Origin of the sequence: Pseudomonas sp. G1002 (assembly GCF_013385455.1) — a bacterium.
GTDB lineage: Bacteria > Pseudomonadota > Gammaproteobacteria > Pseudomonadales > Pseudomonadaceae > Aquipseudomonas.
Genome location: NZ_JACAPY010000005.1, coordinates 173561 through 192935 on the forward strand (window position 1 = coordinate 173561; position 19375 = coordinate 192935).

16 protein-coding genes are annotated in these 19375 nt (G+C 62.1%); 10 read left to right on the plus strand and 6 right to left on the minus strand.

Features of this window, described 5'->3' with window-relative positions:
• Positions 1–119 precede the first annotated feature (119 nt).
• The 3 genes from HX801_RS02635 to HX801_RS02645 form a co-directional block, all read right to left on the minus strand.
• Positions 120–1097: an alpha/beta hydrolase gene (locus tag HX801_RS02635; protein WP_177021505.1), complete on the minus strand. Its 978-nt coding sequence runs from the start codon at positions 1095–1097 to the stop codon at positions 120–122.
• The gene (locus HX801_RS02640) at positions 1098–1988 is read right to left on the minus strand and encodes a neutral zinc metallopeptidase (RefSeq protein WP_003215526.1); all 891 of its coding nucleotides are present in this window, start codon (positions 1986–1988) and stop codon (positions 1098–1100) included.
• Positions 1989–2103: 115 nt separating this feature from the next.
• On the minus strand, positions 2104–2520 hold the full coding sequence (locus tag HX801_RS02645; RefSeq protein WP_003215528.1) for a hypothetical protein: 417 nt from the start codon (positions 2518–2520) through the stop codon (positions 2104–2106).
• Between the two features lie 186 nt (positions 2521–2706).
• Between HX801_RS02645 and HX801_RS02650 the strand changes: the two genes are divergently transcribed.
• Complete coding sequence (locus HX801_RS02650) at positions 2707–3585, plus strand: DMT family transporter (RefSeq protein WP_003215531.1); 879 nt, start codon at positions 2707–2709, stop codon at positions 3583–3585.
• Between the two features lie 5 nt (positions 3586–3590).
• Here the strand turns inward: HX801_RS02650 and HX801_RS02655 are convergent, their stop codons facing one another.
• Positions 3591–4925, minus strand: a complete 1335-nt coding sequence (locus HX801_RS02655) for an MFS transporter (RefSeq protein WP_003215533.1) — start codon at positions 4923–4925, stop codon at positions 3591–3593.
• Positions 4926–5178: 253 nt separating this feature from the next.
• Here HX801_RS02655 and quiC point away from each other — a divergent pair, with 253 nt between their 5' ends.
• Positions 5179–7077 carry a 3-dehydroshikimate dehydratase QuiC gene (gene quiC / locus HX801_RS02660; RefSeq protein ID WP_177021506.1) on the plus strand — a complete coding sequence of 633 codons (1899 nt, stop codon included), beginning with the start codon at positions 5179–5181 and terminating at the stop codon, positions 7075–7077.
• A gap of 71 nt (positions 7078–7148) precedes the next feature.
• Positions 7149–7814, plus strand: a complete 666-nt coding sequence (locus HX801_RS02665; protein ID WP_003215538.1) for a TetR/AcrR family transcriptional regulator — start codon at positions 7149–7151, stop codon at positions 7812–7814.
• Positions 7815–7936: 122 nt separating this feature from the next.
• Here HX801_RS02665 and HX801_RS02670 read toward each other — a convergent pair whose 3' ends face one another.
• Both HX801_RS02670 and aroQ read right to left on the minus strand, forming a co-directional pair.
• A complete protein-coding gene (locus HX801_RS02670) occupies positions 7937–8803 on the minus strand; it encodes a shikimate dehydrogenase (RefSeq protein ID WP_177021507.1) in 867 nt (288 codons plus the stop codon).
• A complete protein-coding gene (aroQ, locus tag HX801_RS02675; protein ID WP_087693554.1) occupies positions 8800–9240 on the minus strand; it encodes a type II 3-dehydroquinate dehydratase in 441 nt (146 codons plus the stop codon). The genes HX801_RS02670 and aroQ overlap by 4 nt, the downstream gene beginning before the upstream one ends.
• 205 nt (positions 9241–9445) lie before the next feature.
• On the opposite strand from aroQ, the gene HX801_RS02680 reads away from it, so the two are divergent.
• The 7 genes from HX801_RS02680 to HX801_RS02710 all read left to right on the plus strand — a co-directional run bounded on the left by HX801_RS02680 (position 9446) and on the right by HX801_RS02710 (position 19206).
• Positions 9446–9967, plus strand: a complete 522-nt coding sequence (locus tag HX801_RS02680; protein WP_003215543.1) for an RNA polymerase sigma factor — start codon at positions 9446–9448, stop codon at positions 9965–9967.
• Positions 9968–10030: 63 nt separating this feature from the next.
• A complete protein-coding gene (locus HX801_RS02685; protein ID WP_177021508.1) occupies positions 10031–11020 on the plus strand; it encodes a FecR family protein in 990 nt (329 codons plus the stop codon).
• A 134-nt stretch (positions 11021–11154) separates the two neighbouring features.
• Positions 11155–13905: a TonB-dependent receptor gene (locus tag HX801_RS02690; RefSeq protein ID WP_102369949.1), complete on the plus strand. Its 2751-nt coding sequence runs from the start codon at positions 11155–11157 to the stop codon at positions 13903–13905.
• A 108-nt stretch (positions 13906–14013) separates the two neighbouring features.
• Positions 14014–14634: a heme acquisition protein HasA gene (locus tag HX801_RS02695; RefSeq protein WP_087693551.1), complete on the plus strand. Its 621-nt coding sequence runs from the start codon at positions 14014–14016 to the stop codon at positions 14632–14634.
• Positions 14635–14810: 176 nt separating this feature from the next.
• Complete coding sequence (locus HX801_RS02700) at positions 14811–16553, plus strand: type I secretion system permease/ATPase (RefSeq protein ID WP_003215552.1); 1743 nt, start codon at positions 14811–14813, stop codon at positions 16551–16553.
• Positions 16550–17881 (plus strand): HlyD family type I secretion periplasmic adaptor subunit, encoded by a 1332-nt coding sequence (locus tag HX801_RS02705; RefSeq protein ID WP_177021509.1) that lies wholly within the window; start codon positions 16550–16552, stop codon positions 17879–17881. The genes HX801_RS02700 and HX801_RS02705 overlap by 4 nt, the downstream gene beginning before the upstream one ends.
• Positions 17878–19206, plus strand: a complete 1329-nt coding sequence (locus HX801_RS02710; protein ID WP_177021510.1) for a TolC family outer membrane protein — start codon at positions 17878–17880, stop codon at positions 19204–19206. Before HX801_RS02705 ends, HX801_RS02710 begins: the two co-directional genes overlap by 4 nt.
• Positions 19207–19375 lie beyond the last annotated feature (169 nt).

Here is a 19375-nt window from a genome sequence, read left to right on the forward strand (position 1 = left end):
TCCAATGTGGGAGCGGGCTTGCTCGCGAACGCGGTGTGTCAGTCAATACATAGGCTGACTGATCCACCGCATTCGCGAGCAAGCCCGCTCCCACATTTTTGATCCGGTTTCTTCAGTGGTTATTGGAACAGTACTTTCTGCCCTTCAGGCGACGTAAACATCTTGTCCCCGTTATGCCCAACCCCCGGCACTTCCACCAGCTTGTGGCCCAACTGCGGGTGCCGCTGCTTGAGGTAGTCAAAATAATTGTGCCCGCGAATCAAGCGATACGCGCCCTGGGTTTCAGCGCCGCAGCTCTTGTCCAGCGCCGGGTGATTCGGGTCGGTGTCCTGCTGGCCCAGCAAGTAAGTGACATTACGCGAAACGTAAGCCTGCTCCAGCTGCTCGGCACTTTGCCCCTTGGCGTAGGCCGGCAGGTTTTGCATGCCGTATTTCCAGTCATTGAAGCCCGGGCAACTGGCCACATCGAACTTCACCGGCCGTTGCGGGCTGAAGTACGCGTAGGACGAAGGGTTGGCCACCACATAGCGCAGGCTGATGCCCTCGGTTTGCAGCAGCGGGTGATCATGCCCGGTCAGCGCAAAACGCTGCACCACTTGGCCGCCACCGGAATGGCCGGCCACCACGATTTCCTTCAGGTTCGGGAACAGCTTGCGGTTGCCCAGGTGCTTGATGATCTGGTCCAGCGCGCCGTAGGAGCTGATCTGGCCCGGGCCTGTGGACGGCTCGCCGGCCATCCAGTCGTTACTGTTCCAGCGCAGGGTCTGGCTGTCGATCTGGTTGCGCTTGAGGTCGGTCTGGTTGAGGAACTGTGGCGCAATCACCAGGGTATTGGCGTTTTGTCCTGCGGCTTCGGCCGCTTTTTCGCCGCTGTCCAGGTAGGTCATCGCGTTGCGCAGGCGACCATGCACGATGATCAGCGCGCGGGTAACTTGAGGCAGCGGCTGGCGCCAGTCCTGGCTCAAGCCGACGCTCAGGTCGCCGGCATCCAGGTTAAAACGATCGGGACTGACCACCTTGACGCCATGTTCGGCAGCCCAGGTGGAGGAGGAACAGGTGATCAACAAACCTAACAGCAGACCCAGTCGTTTATTCATTTAAAGGCTCTTGGCGGTAAAGGTGTCGCATTGAGTGATCTGGCCCTGGGCGAAGCCGGTCTTGAACCAGCGAACCCGCTGTGCCGAGGTGCCGTGGGTAAACGAGTCAGGCACCACGCGGCCCTGGCCCTGTTGCTGCAAGCGGTCATCGCCAATCGCGTTGGCCGCATTCAGTGCTTCTTCAATGTCGCCGGGCTCCAGCCAGTTCAGGCGCTTTTGCGCGCGGTTGGCCCACACCCCGGCGAAGCAGTCGGCTTGCAGCTCCTGGCGCACCAGCAGGCCGCCGTCGCCTTGCATCTGCCGGCCTTGCTGGCGGGCTGCCTGAATCTTCGCCGAGATGCCCAGCAGCGTCTGCACGTGATGTCCGACTTCATGAGCGATCACGTAGGCCTGGGCGAAGTCGCCGGCGGCCTTGAAGCGCTGGGACATTTCCCGGAAGAAATCCAGGTCCAGGTATACCTGTTGGTCTGCCGGGCAATAGAACGGCCCGCTGGCGGACGTGGCGCCACCGCAGGCGGAGTTCACCCGGCCGCGGAACAGGATCAGTTTGGGGTTCTTGTAGGTCAGACCGTTTTCCTGGAACACCTGGGCCCAGGTGTCTTCGGTGTCGCCGAGGACGGCGCGCACGAAGTCGGCTTGTTCATCATTGGCCGGCGGCGCCTGGCGGGTTTGCGGGCTGACGGAGGGCGCTTGCTCGGTGAGCTGGCCGCTGAGTTGCCCGAGGATCTGCATCGGGTCCTGGCCGGTCAGCCAGCCGATGCCGACGATCAGCACGATGGCCGTCAGGCTCAGGCCCTTGCCACCCCCAAAACGCATGCCACCGCCACCGCCGCCGCTGTCATCGCGGGCGTCTACCACGTTGTCGCTGCGTCGGCCTTTTTTCCATAGCATGTGGCAATCCTCTTTGTGAACCTGCAGCTCAGTGTTGTTGGTGTGTAGGGTTGGCGCCAGTCCGGCTGTCTGACGATGCTAAACGCTGTGTCGTCCGGCCTGTATGAAGCTTGTGTCAGTCGCGGCAATACCCTTCGCCGGTGTCGACGATCAGGCAGTCCTTCTTGTCGGCCAGCCATTTCAGGCCAGTGGCTTCGCCGTCGCCAGCGCTCAGGATCTGCGGGCCGTCCGGGCGTTCAAAGGTGATGCCGTCTTCGGATGCCTGGCCCTTGAAGGTGCCGGAATCGTCGTCATCCAGGCCGTATTTCATGGTCAGTACATAGTGGCCGCGGCCGATGCTGTCGTCCTTGGCGATGGTCAGGTTCAGGCCTTCGACGCCAATCCACTTGCCGACCCATTTGTCGGTGGGCAGCACTTGCGGTACCAACGTTGCCTGGACAGACGGCGGGGCGGGCGTCTTGGCGGTCTCGGCTTGCTTGTCGCAGGCGCTGAGCAGCGTCAGGGTCGAAAGAATCAACAGGGTTTTTTTCATGGTGAGAAAGCCTTGGTTAAAAAACGCGCAGTGGGCGGGGCGGCGTGAAGCGTTGGACTGGAAAACCGCAATTTAGTGCGCTGTTCGAACAGTGTTTGGTTATGCTCTTGAGCGAGGCGCTTTACCCGTTCTAGATTATGCCGCGGTATGCGGCGGTCATTTCAGCCTGCCACTCAAGAGAATGCAATGACCCTCAGTACCCCACTTTCCGGCGTCAACCACCCGCTCAAAGGCATTTTGCTGATTGTGGTGGCGACCTTTCTGTTTTCCAGCCACGACGCGCTGTCCAAATACCTGGCCGGGTTCTACCCGATCGTGATGGTGGTGTGGGCCCGCTACCTGGTGCACACGCTGTTGATGGCCGGGATCTTCCTGCCGCAATCGGGCCTGCGGGTACTGCGCAGCAAACGCCCTTTGCTGCAAGTGGCGAGGGCGTTGTGCCTGCTGGGCACCAGCCTGTTCTTTACAGCGGCGTTGCACTTTATCCCGTTGGCCGAAGCCACGGCGGTCAACTTTCTTGCGCCGATCCTGGTCACCGCGTTGTCGGTGCCGCTGTTGGGTGAGCACGTGACCCGCGGCCAATGGCTGGCGGTGATTTGCGGGTTTATCGGGGTGCTGATCATTGTGCACCCGGGCGGTGAGCTGTTCACCCCGGCGGTGTTGTTGCCGCTGACGTCGGCGTTGTTCTTCTGCTTCTACCAACTGCTCACCCGCATCCTCAGCAAGTACGACACGCCCACCACCAGCAACTTCTTCGCCGGGTTGTGCAACACCTTGGTGATGAGCGCCTTGGTGCCGTTCTTCTGGCAGGTGCCGAGCCTGTGGCACGGGGTGCTGATGCTGGCGCTGGGCACTTGCGGGATGACCGCACACTTGATGCTGACCCAGGCCTTCCGCTTCGCAGCGCCGGCCCTGCTGGCGCCGTTCGGCTATTGCCAGATCGTGTTTGCGGGGTTGTTGGGCTGGCTGGTGTTCAACCACACCCCGGACCTGACCACCGTGGTCGGGATCGGGGTGATTTGCCTGAGCGGGTTGGCCGCTGCCTGGCAGCAGCGGCGCAGGTAGGAAACTCAGACCTCGACGGTCGGAATCTTGCGCGGCGCCATGAAGTACATCCAGATCAGCGCGATGAAGTACATCGCCGGAATCAGGGTGAACAGCACGGTGTAGTTGTTGTTGGTCACGGTCAGGATATGGCCGACGATCTGGGTCATGAACATCCCGCCGATGGCCGCGCACATGCCGCCAAAACCAAACACCGTACTCATCATGTGCTTGGGCGTGTAGTCCATCACCAGGCTCCAGATGTTGGCGGTCCAGGCCTGGTGCGCGCCGATGGCCAGGGAAATCGCAAACACCGCGACCCACAGGTGGCTGGAGCCGGCGGCCATGATCACTCCGACGATGCAGCAGGCAAACAGCAACATCGACAGCAGCCGCGCCTTGATCGGGTTCATCCCGCGTCCGATCAGGAACGAAGACAGGATCCCGCCGCCGATGCTGCCGAAGTCCGCCGTCAGGTAAATGATGATCAGCGGGATGCCCATTTGGGTCACGTTGATGCCCAGGTTGTATTGCTGATTCAGGAACGGCGGCAGCCAGTACAGGTAGAACCAGAACACCGGCGCGGTCATCGAGTAGGCGAGGGCGAAGGCCCAGGTGCCGCGCATCCGCAGGATCCGGCTGAACGGTACGCGGGGTTGTTCCGGTTCGACTTCCTGTTGCACGTAGTCCAGTTCCGATTGCTTCACGCTTGGATGGTCTTCCGGGTTGTAGTACTTCAAGCCCCAGAGCACCAGCCAGATCCCGCCCAGTGCCGACATGCACAGGAACGCCGCCTGCCAACCCCACACGTGGAGGATCAGCGGCAGCAGCATCGGCGTCATCATCGCGCCGACGTTGGTGCCGGCGTTGAAGATCCCGGTGGCCACGGCACGCTCGCCAGCGGGGAACCACAGGCGGGTGGTCTTGACGCAGGCCGGGTAGTTGGCGGCTTCGGTCAGCCCGAGAATGAACCGGCAGACCATAAAGCCCACCGCCGAGGTGGCCAGGCCGTGGGCGCCAGTGGCCAGGCTCCACAGCAACACCGCGCAGAAGAACACGCGCTTGACGCCGACCCGGTCGATCAACCGGCCTTGCAGCACAAAGCCGATGGCGTAACCCACCTGGAACCAGAAGTTGATGTTGGCGTAGTCCATCGCCGTCCAGCTCATTTCCTTGGCCAGGATCGGTTGCATCACGCCGAGGGCGGCGCGGTCGATGTAGTTCAGGGTGGTGGCAAAAAACACCAGGGCCAGCATGCCCCAGCGGGTTTTACCGACAGCCATGGCGCCACGGATTTTGTCACCGATGCCGCTATGGGGATTGCTGTGGCCCACGGCCACGGCGGGATTTTGCGAAGGCATGAGGAAGTACCCGTTTTTTGAAATTTTTATGGTGTGTTCAGGGTCTTGGTTAACCGAGGCCGCTCAATGGAAGCGGGGCTCAATGTGCTGTCGATGGTGCGCAGCGGCTAAAAAATCGTCAATTCGCCGATTGCCATTCTGTTCGATAATCGCCCATAAAACTAACCGGTTCGTACATTTCAATTGCTGTGATGAACCTGGCGGCCAATAATTTGCCGTAAACAAGACATGCCTCAATGCCGGGAGTCGCCCCATGCAACGCTCCATCGCCACCGTTTCCTTGAGCGGAACCTTGCCGGAAAAACTCGAAGCCATCGCGGCTGCCGGGTTTGATGGCGTGGAAATCTTCGAAAACGATCTGCTGTATTACGACGGCAGTCCGCGTGAAGTTAGGCAAATGTGCGCCGACCTCGGCATTGCCATCACCTTGTTCCAGCCGTTCCGGGACTTTGAGGGCTGCCGCCGCGACCGCCTGACACGCAACCTGGAGCGGGCCGAGCGCAAGTTCGACTTGATGCAGGAGCTGGGCACCGACCTGGTGTTGGTGTGCAGTAACGCGTCAGCCGATTCCGTGGGCGATGAAAGCATTCTGCTGGAGGACCTGAGCCTGCTGGCCGAACACGCTGGCCGCCGGGGCTTGCGCATCGGCTATGAAGCGCTGGCCTGGGGCCGGCACGTCAACACCTGGCAGCAGGTGTGGAACCTGGTGCGCAAGATCGATCATCCGAGCCTGGGCGTGTTGCTCGACAGCTTCCACACCCTGTCTCTCAAGGGCGACCCGAGTGCGATTGCCGAAATTCCCGGCGACAAGATTTTCTTTGTGCAGATGGCCGATGCACCGATCCTCGCGATGGATGTACTGGAATGGAGCCGGCATTTCCGCTGCTTCCCTGGCCAGGGCGAGTTCGACCTGGCGGGCTTTCTCGCCCCGATCATCAAGAGCGGCTACACCGGGCCGTTGTCCCTGGAAATCTTCAACGACGGCTTCCGCGCCGCACCGACCCGGGCGAATGCCGCCGACGGCCTGCGCTCGCTGCTGTACCTCGAAGAGAAAACCCGCCAGCGATTGGAGCAAGAAGCGACGCAGGTCCCCGAGATCCTGTTTGAAACCCCGGCCGCCAGCGAATACGACGGCATTGAATTCCTCGAATTTGCCGTGGATGAAAACCTCGGCGCCAAGCTCACTTCATGGCTGGAGCGGCTGGGCTTCGTCAAGGCCGGGCAGCATCGATCCAAGAGCGTCAGCCTGTTGCGCCAGGGCGATATCAACCTGATCCTCAATTGCGAACCCTATTCCTTCGCCCATAACTTCTTCGAGGCCCACGGCCCGTCGTTGTGCGCCACGGCGATCCGCGTCAAGAACAGCGCCAAGGCCCTGGAGCGGGCGGTGGCCTACAAGGGCCAGCCGTATCGTGGGCTGGTCGGCCCCAACGAGCTGGAGCTGGCAGCGGTGCGCGCACCGGATGGCAGCCTGATCTACCTGGTGGACCAGCACGAAGGCGGCCTCTACGACACCGACTTCAACCTGCAACCGGCAAACGCCGCCAGCGGCGGCCTGCTGCGCATCGACCACATGGCCATGGCCTTGCCCGCCGACAGCCTCGACAGTTGGGTGTTGTTCTACAAAAGCTTGCTGGATTTCGAAGCCGACGACGAAGTGGTGCTGCCGGACCCCTATGGCCTGGTGAAAAGCCGGGCACTGCGCAGCCGTTGCAGCTCGATTCGCCTGCCGCTGAATATTTCCGAGAACCGCAACACCGCGATTTCCCACGCGTTGTCGAGCTATCGCGGCTCGGGTGTGCACCACATTGCCTTCGACTGCGCGGACATTTTCGCCGAGGTCAGCCGGGCCAAGGATGCGGGCGTGCCGCTGCTGGATATCCCGCTGAACTATTACGATGACCTGGCGGCGCGGTTTGATTTCGATGACGAGTTCCTCAGCCAGCTCGCGTATTACAACGTGCTGTACGACCGCGATGCCCAGGGCGGTGAACTGTTTCACGTTTATACCGAACCGTTCGAGGGCCGGTTTTTCTTCGAGATCATCCAGCGCAAGAACGGTTACGCCGGCTACGGTGCGGCCAACGTGGCGGTGCGCCTGGCGGCCATGGCCAAGTCCCGCAGCGGTGCGGTGCGCCAGGCCAGGTTGTAAGGTGCCGGCGCTTCCTTCGGCGTGCGGCGCGGCCCATAATCAGCGCCTGCACCTAAGGCCGTGAGCGCACCATGACCCTGACCTCCGAGCTTCCCGCCGCGGCCACCGCACCGCGCAAGAGCCGCAAGAACAACCCGGAAAAGACCCGCGAGAACATTCTCCAGGAAGCCATCGTCGAGTTTGTCACCCAGGGCCTTTCCGGCGCCCGGGTGGACGCGATCGCGGAGCGTATCCAGACCTCCAAGCGCATGATCTATTACTACTTCGGCAGCAAGGAGCAGCTCTACGTCGAGGTGCTGGAGAAACTCTACGGCGACATTCGCAACACCGAGACACGGATGAACCTGACGGCCCTGGAGCCCCGGGAAGCGATCCGCCGGCTGGTGGAATTCACCTTTGATCACCACGATCAGAACGTGGATTTTGTGCGCATCGTGAGCATCGAGAACATCCACAACGCCGAGTATGTAAAGCAGTCGACGTCGATCAAGGCGATGAACAGCAACATCCTCGAAGCCCTTGGCACCACGTTGCGCCGGGGCGCCGAGTTGGGGTTGTTCCGGGAAGGGCTGGAGCCGCTGGACGTGCACTTGCTGATCAACTCGTTCAGCTTTTACCGGGTGTCCAACCGCCACACCTTCAGCGAGATCTTTCAGATCGAGTTGTCGGATGAGGCGGTCAAGCAGCGGCATCGGGCGATGATCTGCGAGTCGGTGTTGCGCTACCTGCAGGCTTGAGTTCAACACCGAGCAAAATGTGGGAGCGGGCTTGCTCGCGAAGGCGGAGTGTCAGTCGCCGGATGTTTGGCTGATCCACCGCATTCGCGAGCAAGCCCGCTCCCACATTTCTAATCCGGTTTCTACAGTTGGGGGGTCATGCTCTGGAAGTGCGCGAGCATGCGCTCTGCATCCGCCACTTCGCCAGTGAACAACTCAAACGCCTTCACCGCCTGAAACACCGCCATGTTGCCGCCATCCAGGGTGCGGCAACCCAGGGCGCGGGCGTTGCGCAGCAGTTCGGTTTCCAGTGGGAAGTACACGATCTCCGCTACCCACAAGTCGGCGCGCAAGGTGCCCAACGGCACGGGCATGCCCGGCAGCTTGGCCATGCCCATCGGCGTGGTATTCACCAGGCCATCGGCCTCGGCCATGGCGCTTTCCAGGTCATTGCCGGCCTGCGCCCGGCCGGTACCAAAATGCTGGTTGAGGTTGTTCGCCAGGCTGCGGGCACGTTCGGCGTCCATGTCGAAAATACTCAAGCGTTCCACGCCTTCACCCAGCAGCGCATGGGCGACTGCCGCCCCGGCGCCGCCCGCGCCCATCTGCACCACGAACTTTCGAGCCACATCACTCAAGCCCCGGCGAAAGCCTTCGGCAAAGCCCAGGCAGTCGGTGTTGTGGCCGATGCGTTTACCGTCGCAAAGCACCACGGTGTTCACCGCGCCGATGCCCCGTGCTTCGGGTGACAGGTCATCCAGCAGCGGCAGGATCGCCTGCTTGCACGGGTAGGTGATGTTCAAGCCGGTGAAGTTCATCTGTTCGGCCGCCATCAACAGGTCGGGCAGGGCGCGGGTATCCGTCTGCAACTGGTCGAGGTCGATCAGGCGATACAGGTAACGCAAGCCCTGTGCATCGCCTTCGCGCTCGTGCAAGGCCGGGGTGCGGGAAGCCTGGATGCCGGCGCCTATCAGGCCGGCCAGAATTCGACGTTTGGACACCGCGCTCATCCCTTCAAGGTCTTGCTGAAATGTTCGAGGGCGAGGTGATAACCGTGGCTGCCAAACCCGGCCAGCACCGCCTTGGCAATCGGCGACACGAACGAGTGATGACGGAACGCTTCCCGGGCATGCACGTTGGACAAGTGCACCTCGATCACCGGTACTTCACTGGCCACCAGCGCGTCGCGGATCGCCACCGAAGTGTGGGTCCAGGCTGCCGGGTTGATCACGATGCCGGCGCAACGGGCGCGGGCGCCGTGGATCCAGTCCAGCAATTCGCCTTCGTGGTTGGTCTGGCGGAATTCGACTTTCAGGCCCAGTTGCTCGGCGCTGCGGCCACACAGGGCAGCAAGGTCGGCCAGGGTTTCATGGCCATAAGTGGCAGGCTCGCGAGTGCCGAGCAGGTTGAGGTTGGGGCCGTTGAGCACCAGCACGATGGGCGGCATAGAGGGTTCTCCACTGTTGTTTTTATGTATGCCGATAAAATGTACTGAATGGTTAATTTGGTCAATCGCGTGGGTGGGAACCGTTCGATTACCGAACGCAGAATGAAAACCACCGTTGTGTGGATCAGAGTTGATATCAATTGAAAATCATTCTCGACAACGCTTAAGATGCCCGCCTGTTTCCTTAACATTCCAGGGAGTCGGTTTGTCGGACGTGGATCTCAAAGGCCTGTTTCTCAAGCACGCCGATACCCTGCGCGGGTATCTCGCACGCAAGGTACGGGACCCGCAGTTGGCCGCAGACCTGGTGCAGGAGAGTTTCCTGCGCCTGGCGCAAAAGCCGGCCGGCGAGCGCATCGACAACTCCCAGGGCTATCTCTATCGCACGGCCGGCAATCTGCTGATCGACCATATCCGCCAGGAGGCGCGGCGCAAGACCGACTCCGTGCCCCATGAGGCGCTGGCCGAGATTGAAGATGAAATGGCCGGGTTGGAGGCTCAGGCGATGGCGCAGCAACAGCGGCAGGCATTGAAGCAGGCACTGGCGGAATTGCCGGAGCGTACCCGGCAGATTTTCCGTCTCAACCGGATCGAGGGCATGACCCATGCCCAGGTCGCGCGCCACCTGGGCATTTCCGACAGCTCAGTGCAAAAGCACCTGGCCAAGGCGCTGGCGTATGTCATGCAGCGTTTGCAGGAAGGTGAGGCGGGGCCGTCCGACGAATGAATTACCGACAAACCCGGGGTCAGACGTCACAGCGTTATATAACGAAAAATTCGAGATTCACACGTGAATAGCCCGGGTCCGCAACAGCACAGCATTACCGAGGCGGCTGCCGATTGGGCGGTGCGCCTGCACGCCGGCGCCCTGACCGATCAGGAGCAGGCCGAGCTGCGCCAATGGATCGCCAGAGACAGCCGCCATGAAGCGGCGCTGCGTTTTGCCGAGCAGACGTGGGCGGCGCTGGGCGAGGTGCATCGCGATGAGACGGTGCATCGCCAGCGGCCAGCCACCGCCGCTGCGCCGGTGCGCGGCCCTCGTCGGCGCAGGCCGTGGCGCATGGCGGCGAGTGTTGCGCTGTTGCTGGTGGTGGCGGGCGTCGGCTGGGTGCGCGGGCCTGAGGCGCTGCTGCAGATGCAGGCCGATTACTTCACCCAAAAAGGCGAAGTGCGCACCGTGCACCTGGCGGACGGCAGCAGCGTGCAACTGGATTCTGCGAGTGCGATCAAGCTGGATTTTGACGGTGTGCAGCGGCGCATCAGCCTGATCAAAGGCTCGGCGATCTTTGATGTGGCGCCCATGGCCGGTGAGGAAAAAAGGCCGTTCGTGGTGCACAGCGCCAGCGGGCAAACCCGTGCCCTGGGCACGCGGTTTGTGGTCGAGCGTGAGGACGACCGGCAGGCCTGGGTCGGAGTGTTGCAGCACAGTGTGGCCGTCACGCTGCAGGCGCTGCCGCAGAAAGAAACGGTGCTCAAGGAAGGCCAGGCTGCGCGCTACAGCCCGGAGAACGGCGTGGTCGCCCTCGACGACTTCGACCTGGAGCGCGCCACCAGTTGGCGTCGCGGTGTGCTGATCTTCGACCGCTTGCCGCTGGCCAAGGTCATCGAACAGCTCAACCGCTACCGGCCGGGCAAGGTGGTGCTGACCAATGCCGACCTCGGCACCCGTGAAGTCAGCGGCGTGTTCCGCCTCGATATGCTCGACACGGCCCTCGGCACCCTGACCGAAGAATTACAGGTGCAGCGCTTTGATCTGGCGGGGCTGAGCCTGATCTATTGATGGGGTCGCCGGGCCCCGTTTACGCCCTTTGAAAAAACTTTCAAAAAAACCTTACTGAGTTCCGACGCCTGACACGTCCTGTTAAGTGAGAAGTATTCGCATAAACAAGAATGGTCAGCGAAGGGATAACGTCGATGTCTGCAATCACCAAGGGGCGCAACACCGGTAGCCGGTTGGCCCTTGCCATCCACCTGGGGCTGTTAGCCTCCGCCTGCCAGGTGCAGGCCGCCGAGGCGCCAGTCGGTGAATCACAGCCTGTCACGTTGACGTTTGATATTGCGGCGCAACCCTTGGGCCTTGCCGTACTGACGTTCGCCGACCAGGCCGGGTTGCAAGTGTTGTTCGACAGCGCGCGCCTGCAAGGCCTCACCAGCACCGCGCTCAAGGGCCGTTACAGCGCCCAGGAAGGCCTGGGCCGATTGGTGGGCAGTGCACCGGTGGAATACCGCTTTACCGGGGACCGGCAGGTGACGCTGACTCGCGTCGGCGCCGACCATGACGGTGCGCTGACCGTGGGCACCACCACCATCACCGGCAACACCAACGGCAAGCCAAGCGACTGGGTGTACGACACACCGCGCTCGGTGGCCGTGATCAGTCGCGAGCAGATCGACAAACGCCCACCACGCCACGCCGCCGACATGCTCGAAGAAACCGCCGGCGTGTACACCGCCGTCAACCAGCGTGACCCGGGCCTGTCGGTGAACATCCGCGGCGTGCAGGACTACGGCCGGGTCAACATGAACATCGACGGCATGCGCCAGAACTTCAACGTCAACGGCCACCAGCAGCGCAACGGCACGATGTTGATCGACCCGGAATTCATCTCCAGCATCGAAATCGACAAGGGCAGCCAGTCCGGGCAGGGCGGTGCTGCCGTGTTGGGCGGGATTGCATCCTTCAAGACCCTGGAGGCCAGTGAGTTCCTGGCCGATGGCAAGGACTATGGCGGGCGTCTGCGTGCCGGTAGCGGGATTGGTGAACTGGGTAACGGCACCTATTTCAACGGCAGCGGTGTGTTTGCCTTTGGCGACGAGCGCGGCGACGTGCTGCTGGGGTACAGCGAACGGCATTTTGGCGACTACCGCGCCGGTACCCACAACGACCAGAAACTGGGCACTCATTTGCGCGCTCGTGACTCCCAGCCTGCGGCCTTCGACGATTGGCTGAACAGTGAGGTCGGTGACACCGGCAGCGTGACCCGCTCGCAAATCGTCAAGTTCGGCCTGAACCTGCCCAATGACCAACGGGTGCAACTGAGCTACCTGGAAAGTGACAGCGACAGCAATGACGCGTGGGCCTACACCGCCCCGGATAACCAGAGCGTGTACTACCAGCGCGTCAGCAAGAACAACCTCAATGCCAGGAACGTCGGACTGGATTATCGCTACACGCCGGATAACCCGCTGATCGATTTCAAGGCCAAGGTCTACTACGTCACCACACAGATGGACCGGGACAATGCGCCCAACACCGCGTCGCTGACCTCCGGCAACTATGTGGCGGGCTACACGGATCATTTTCAGACCGATACCTGGGGTGTACAGGGCGACAACACATCGCGGTTCGACTTCGATGCGTTGGGTCATGTGAGTTGGAACTACGGCGTGGAGGTGTATCAAGACAAGTTCAAGCCCAGTACCAACAAGGTCGAGGCCACCAACCTTTCCGGCCTGTTGCCTTACGTTGAAGGCGGGACGCCCGGTGGCAAACGCACCATCGCCAGCCTGTTCAACAACCTGCAGTACGAATATGGCGACTGGCTGACGCTGGATGCGGGCTTGCGGTACGACCGCTATCGGCTGGAAGGGGTCACCGGGATGACGCTGTACCGGCGCGATCGGTTCTACAGCAGCACGGTAGGTGCCAAGCGTGTCGAGGAGGTTTTCGACATTGATAGAGAAGAGGGCCAGTTCTCTCCCACGTTCGGTATCGGCATAAAGCCGGGGCTGGACTGGATGCAACTCTACGCCCGCTGGGGCAAGGGCTGGCGCCCGCCGGCGGTAACGGAAACCTTCATGACCGGGCGTCCTCACGGTGGCAGCTCATCAGAGCGGGTGTTTCCCAACCCGTTCCTGAAACCCGAAGAGTCGCGGGACTGGGAAATGGGCGTGAACGTATTCAAAGAGGGACTGCTGTTCGGTGACGACCGCCTGGGCATGAAGGTGGCTTACTTCGATACCCGGATCGAGAACTTCTCTTTCCTCAATCACAGCGTCAGTTTGCCGGAGACCTCCGTCGGCGGTTTTCTCGGCACGATGGCGTACGTCAATAACACCAACCCCACGCGCTTTCGGGGGGTGGAGTACCAGCTCAACTACGACATGGGGCGGGCGTACGCCAACCTTAGTTACACCCACATGATCGGCAGTAATGAGTTCTGCTCGAAGAACTATTACATGGGCGGGGCGAAGAAGAACGGGCCGTCCACCACACGCTATGAACGCTACACCCGGCCAAACGGCACGACCGGCCTGCGCCCGGTGACCACGTATGAGGTGCTGGACGACGATGTCGCCAACAACAAGGAAAGCTGTGGCCGGATCATGGGCAACGCCACCTATATGCCGGCTGATCGCGGCTCGCTGACCCTGGGCGCGCGCTTCCTGGAAAAGCGACTCGATATGGGCGTCCGCGTGCGCTACAGCTCAGGCAATGGCGAGAACCTCGACTCACAAGGTTATGACTTCATCGACCAGGCGCTATGGCCCCAGTACACCCTCTATGACCTGTACGCCAGCTACTGGATGACTGACCAATTGAACATCGCCCTGGCGCTGGAAAACGCCACCGATGAGGCCTACTTCGTTGCGATGGGGGACGCCAATAACCTGAGCCTGGCGCGCGGGCGAACGTTGAGCGGGATGCTCGAATACAAGTTCTGATCAAGGTGCCACGGCACTTTATCAACCAACGGTTTTGCCCAAGGGTGGGCAAAAAGTGCGCTGTATGAGCGTGCTGATCAATCGTGTTGTTTATAACGAGGTTAAGTGATGACTATTTCTGTTAGTTACGAAGCTGCGCTCGGTGCTTACTCCGTCTCGGACTACCTGACCGACTGGGCACTGGGGTTCAACACTGCGGGTCACGGCAGCAGCAACACCGGCGGCTTCAGCAACGGCTCCCTGAGCGGCGACCAGTATTCGACCCACGGCGCCAACAATTCCGACTACGCGTTCATTGCCGACAGCAACACCAGCAACGGCCTGCACTACGTATTCAACCCGGCGCTGCCAGCCAGCCACAACGAAAACCACTACCTGTGGGGCAACCTGGATAACGTTCAACTGGGCACCGGCCTAAGCGGCGGCAATGGCAGCGACTTCACCCTCGATGCGTTCAAAGTTGCTTTCAACGGCCTCGACTTGAGCGCGGCACAAGGTGCAGGCCGCGTCGGCAACGACGTTCAGAACGTGATCTACAGCCTGATGCAAGGCAACACCTCGGCACTGGAAACCGTGCTCAACAACCTGCTGGACGACTTCGGCCTGTCCACCGCCAACACCTTCGACGAGATCTCGGCCGGCCTGGCAGCACACGCTACGGCAACCACCACCGACGTCGCCCTGGTAGGCGTGCAGGACGTTGCACAGGACTGGGCACTCGCTGCCTGATGTTGCTGCGCAATGAAAAAAGCGAATGGAAGATCGCTCTCCCATTCGCTGCGTAAACCCCGTCGTCGCCGTGAGTTTCGAAGGCCAGGGCGACGGCGGTGACAAATTCTGCGCAGCGGCGCGCAGCGTGTCAAACGCGGGCGGCGCTTCCCGATTTCCCCCATGAGACTCCCTCGATGCGCCATGCCGGCAACGAAACCCTGGCCGCTCTCACGGCCTATAAAAGTGGCTTCCTCAACATTGGCCTGTTTTCGGCAGTGATCAACCTGTTGATGCTGGCCCCGGCGCTGTACATGCTGCAGGTCTACGACCGGGTGCTGGCCTCCGGCAACTCGATGACCCTGTTGATGCTGACGCTGATGATCCTTGGCTTGTTCGGCTTGATGGGCGCGCTGGAGTGGGTGCGCAGCCAGGTGGTGATCCGTCTTGGCACACAGATGGACATGCGCCTGAACCAGCGGGTGTACGACGCCGCGTTCGAGGCGCAACTCAAGGGCGGTACCCAGGCGGCCGGGCAGGCGTTGAGCGACCTGACGACCTTGCGCCAGTTCGCCACCGGCCAGGCGCTGTTCGCATTTTTTGATGCGCCGTGGTTTCCGGTGTACTTGCTGGTGATCTTCCTGTTCCACCCCTGGCTCGGCGTCCTGGCGCTGGCCGGTGCGCTGATGCTGATGGCGCTGGCGTGGGCCAACCAGCACATCTGCCAGGCACCGTTGACTCAGGCCAATCAGCTGTCGATCAGCGCCAGCCAGCAGGCCACGGCCAACCTGCGCAATGCCGAAGCCATCGAAGCCATGGGCATGCTGGCAACCCTGCGTGCGCGCTGGTTTGCCCAGCACCAGGCGTTTCTGGCGGCGCAGAACCTGGCCAGTGAAAAGACCGCTGCCATCAGTGCCTGGTCCAAGGGCGTACGCCTGGCGTTGCAGTCATTGGTCCTCGGTCTGGGTGCATTGCTGGCGGTGCAGGGGGCGATTACGCCGGGCATGATGATCGCCGGCTCGATCCTGATGGGGCGGGTACTGAGCCCTATCGACCAGCTGATCGGCGTGTGGAAACAGTGGAGTTCGGCGCGCCTGGCCTATGAGCGATTGACCCTGATGCTGGCGGCCAACCCGGCGCGCACCGAGCGCATGAGCTTGCCGGCGCCCAGCGGCCAGTTGACGGTCGAACAGGTAAGCGCGTGTGCGCCCGGCAGTCGTCGGCCCGCGTTGGCCAACCTCGGGTTCAGCCTGCCTGCCGGTGACGTGCTGGGCGTGATCGGGCCTTCCGGTTGCGGCAAGTCGACCCTGGCGCGGTTGCTGGTGGGGGCCTGGGCGCCCTTGGCCGGCAAGGTGCGGCTGGACGGCGCGGACCTGGCGCAATGGGACAAGCAGCAACTCGGCCCGCACATTGGGTATCTGCCCCAGGACATCCAGCTGTTCGCCGGCAGCATTGCCGACAACATCGCGCGTTTCGGCACCGTGGATTCGGACAAGGTGCTCGCTGCCGCGCAAATGGCCGGCGTGCATCAACTGATCCTGCAGTTGCCCCAAGGCTACGACACCCAACTGGGGGAGGGCGGTGCCGGGTTGTCCGGCGGGCAGAAGCAACGTGTCGCGCTGGCGCGAGCGCTGTACGGCGTGCCTGCGCTGATCGTACTGGATGAGCCCAATTCCAATCTCGATGAGGCCGGCGAGCAGGCCTTGCTCCATGCCATCACCTTGCTCAAGGCGCAGCGTCGCACGCTGGTGCTGATCACCCACAAGACCCCTGTGCTGGCGTTGACGGACCAATTACTGATTCTGCGGGACGGCCAGTTGCAGGCGTTCGGGCCCACGGCGCGGGTGCTGGAGGCCACGCAGAAACCGGCGGCCGCGCCGCCCAAACCGGTGTCGGCGATGAGCATGAGCTACCGCCTCGGTGAAGGAAAAAAAGCATGAGCCGACCTGTGCTTGTGACGGACAACAGCGTGCCGCCGGTGAACAACGTGCTGGCGCTGGACGATAAAAAATACGCGCGCCTGGGCTGGTTGCTGGTGCTCGGCGGGTTTGCCGGGTTCCTGGGCTGGGCCGCGCTGGCACCGTTGGACAAGGGTGTGGCGGTGTCCGGCAAGGTCATGGTGTCGGGGCACCGCAAGACGGTGCAGCACCCCGCGGGCGGGATCGTCGAGCGGATCGAGGTGCGCGATGGCGAGGTGGTGAGCGCCGGCCAGGTATTGGTCCGCCTGAAGGAAACCCCGTTGCGCGGGCAGATGCAGTCTTTGCGCAGCCAGTTCATTGCGTCCCGGGCCAGCGAAGCGCGCTTGAGTGCCGAGAGCGAAGGCTTGTCGGCCATCGTCTTCGGCCCCGAACTGCTGAACGAGCCTGAGGCCGCCGCCACCTTGAGCCTGCAACGGCAACTGTTCAGCAGTCGCGCCCAGGCCCTGGCCACGGAGCAGCAAGGCCTGCGGGAAACCATCGCCGGGGCCGAGGCACAATTGCGCGGCACCCGGGAATCCCAGGCCAGCAAAGTGCTGCAACGCACCGCGATGAATGAACAACTGCAAGGCCTGCGCGAGCTGGCGCGGGACGGCTACATTCCGCGCAATCGGCTGCTGGAAAATGAACGGCTGTATGCCCAGCTCGACGGTGCGATTGCCGAGGATTTCGGCCGCATCGGCCAGTTGCAACGGCAAGTCCTCGAACTGCGCCTGCGCATCCGCCAGCTCGGCGAAGACTTCCAGAAAGACCTGCGCGGCCAACTGGCCGAAACCCGCACCCGCAGCGACGACTTGCGCAACCGGTTGGCCTCGGCCGAATTCGAACTGGCCAACAGCCTGGTGCGCGCGCCGGCGGCTGGCGTGGTGGTGGGGCTGGAGGTGTACACCGAAGGCGGCGTGATCAAGCCCGGCCAGGCGCTGATGGACATCGTGCCCCAGGGCGAACCACTGCTGGTGGAAGCGCGGGTGCCGGTGCAGATGGTCGACAAGGTGCACCCGGGCTTGCCGGTGGAGTTGCTGTTCTCGGCGTTCAACCAGAGCACCACCCCACGCATTGCCGGTGAAGTGACGCTGGTGTCGGCCGACCGCCAGGTCGACGAGCGCACCGATGAGCCGTATTACACCTTGCGCGCCCAGGTCAGTGCAGCTGGCATGCGCCAGCTCGACGGCTTGCAGATTCGCCCGGGCATGCCGGTGGAAGCGTTCGTCAAAACCGGTGAGCGCTCGATGCTCAACTACCTGTTCAAACCCTTGATGGATCGGACTCACATGGCGTTGGTGGAAGAATGAAGGCGCTGTTATTCGGTCTGTGTTGTGCCTGCAGTGGATCGGTTCAGGCGCTGGGATTGCTCGACGCCTATGACTTGGCCCTGCGCAACGATCCGACGTTTCAGGCGGCAATCCAGGAGCGCGAGGCCGGCGAGGAAAACCGCATCATCGGCCGCGCCGGGCTGTTGCCGAACCTGTCCTGGAGCTACAACAACTCGCGCAATGAGTCCGAAGTCACCCAGTCGACGGCGGTGGGCAACGTCACCAGCGACCGCGATTACCGCAGCTATGCCTCGACCCTGACCCTGCAACAACCGCTGCTCGATTACGAAGCCTATGCGCGCTATCGCCAGGGTGCAGCGCAGGCGCTGTTTGCCGATGAACGCTTTCGCAGCAAGAGCCAGGAACTGGCCGTGCGGGTGTTGAGCGCCTACAGCCAGGCATTGCTGGCCCAGGAGCGGATCGAGCTGAGCCGCGCCCAGAAACGCGCGTATGCCGAGCGCCTGCAACTCAATGAACGGCTGCTCAAGGGCGGCGAGGGCACCCGCACCGATGTGCTGGAAACCCAGGCACGCCTGAGCCTGGCCCAGGCCGAAGAGATCGAATCCCTGGACACCCAGGACGCAGCCTTGCGCGAGCTGGAAGCGATTGTGGGCCAGCCGTTGCAGATAGACGAGTTGGCGCCGCTGACTCGCCAGTTCGAGATCCCGCCGCTGGAGCCCAACCGTTTCGAGACCTGGCGGGAAATAGCGATGGCCAACAACCCGGAGCTCAAATCCCAGCACCACGCGCTGGACGTCGCCGAATACGAAGTGGAGCGCAAGCGCGCCGGGCACATGCCCAAGGTCAGCCTGTATGCGAGCAGCCGCCAGACCAGCTCGGATTCGGAAAGCAGCTACAACCAGAAGTACGACACCAACAGCGTCGGCATCCAGGTCAGCCTGCCGCTGTTCGCCGGTGGCTCGGTGTCGGCGTCAACCCGTCAGGCCGCCAATCAACTGTCCCAGGCCCAATATGAACTGGACGCGCAGATCGCCAGGACGCTGATCGAACTGCGCAAGCAATTCAACCTCAACACCAGCGGCGCGGCCAAAGTGCGGGCGTATGAAATGGCGGTCAGCTCGGCCACCGCCCTGGTGACGGCGACGAAGAAAAGCGTGACCGGTGGCGAGCGCGTCAACCTCGATGTGCTGGATGCCGAGCAGCAACTGTTCACGGCACGCCGCGACCTGGCGGATGCGCGGCATGCGTATCTGCTGGCGCGGATACAACTGAAGTATTTTGCAGGGTTGCTGAACGAGCAGGATCTGCGGGCGTTGGCGGGATATTTCCAGCCATCGGCATGATGGCTATATCGGCTAACACACCGATCCACTGTGGGAGCTGTCGAGCCTTGGCGAGGCTGCGATGGCGGCGGGGCTGATGACATTTTTCTGTCTTCTGTCTGACCCACCGCCATCGCGGCCTCGCTAAAGCTCGACGGCTCCCACATTTTGATTTTTGCAGTGCTGGGGA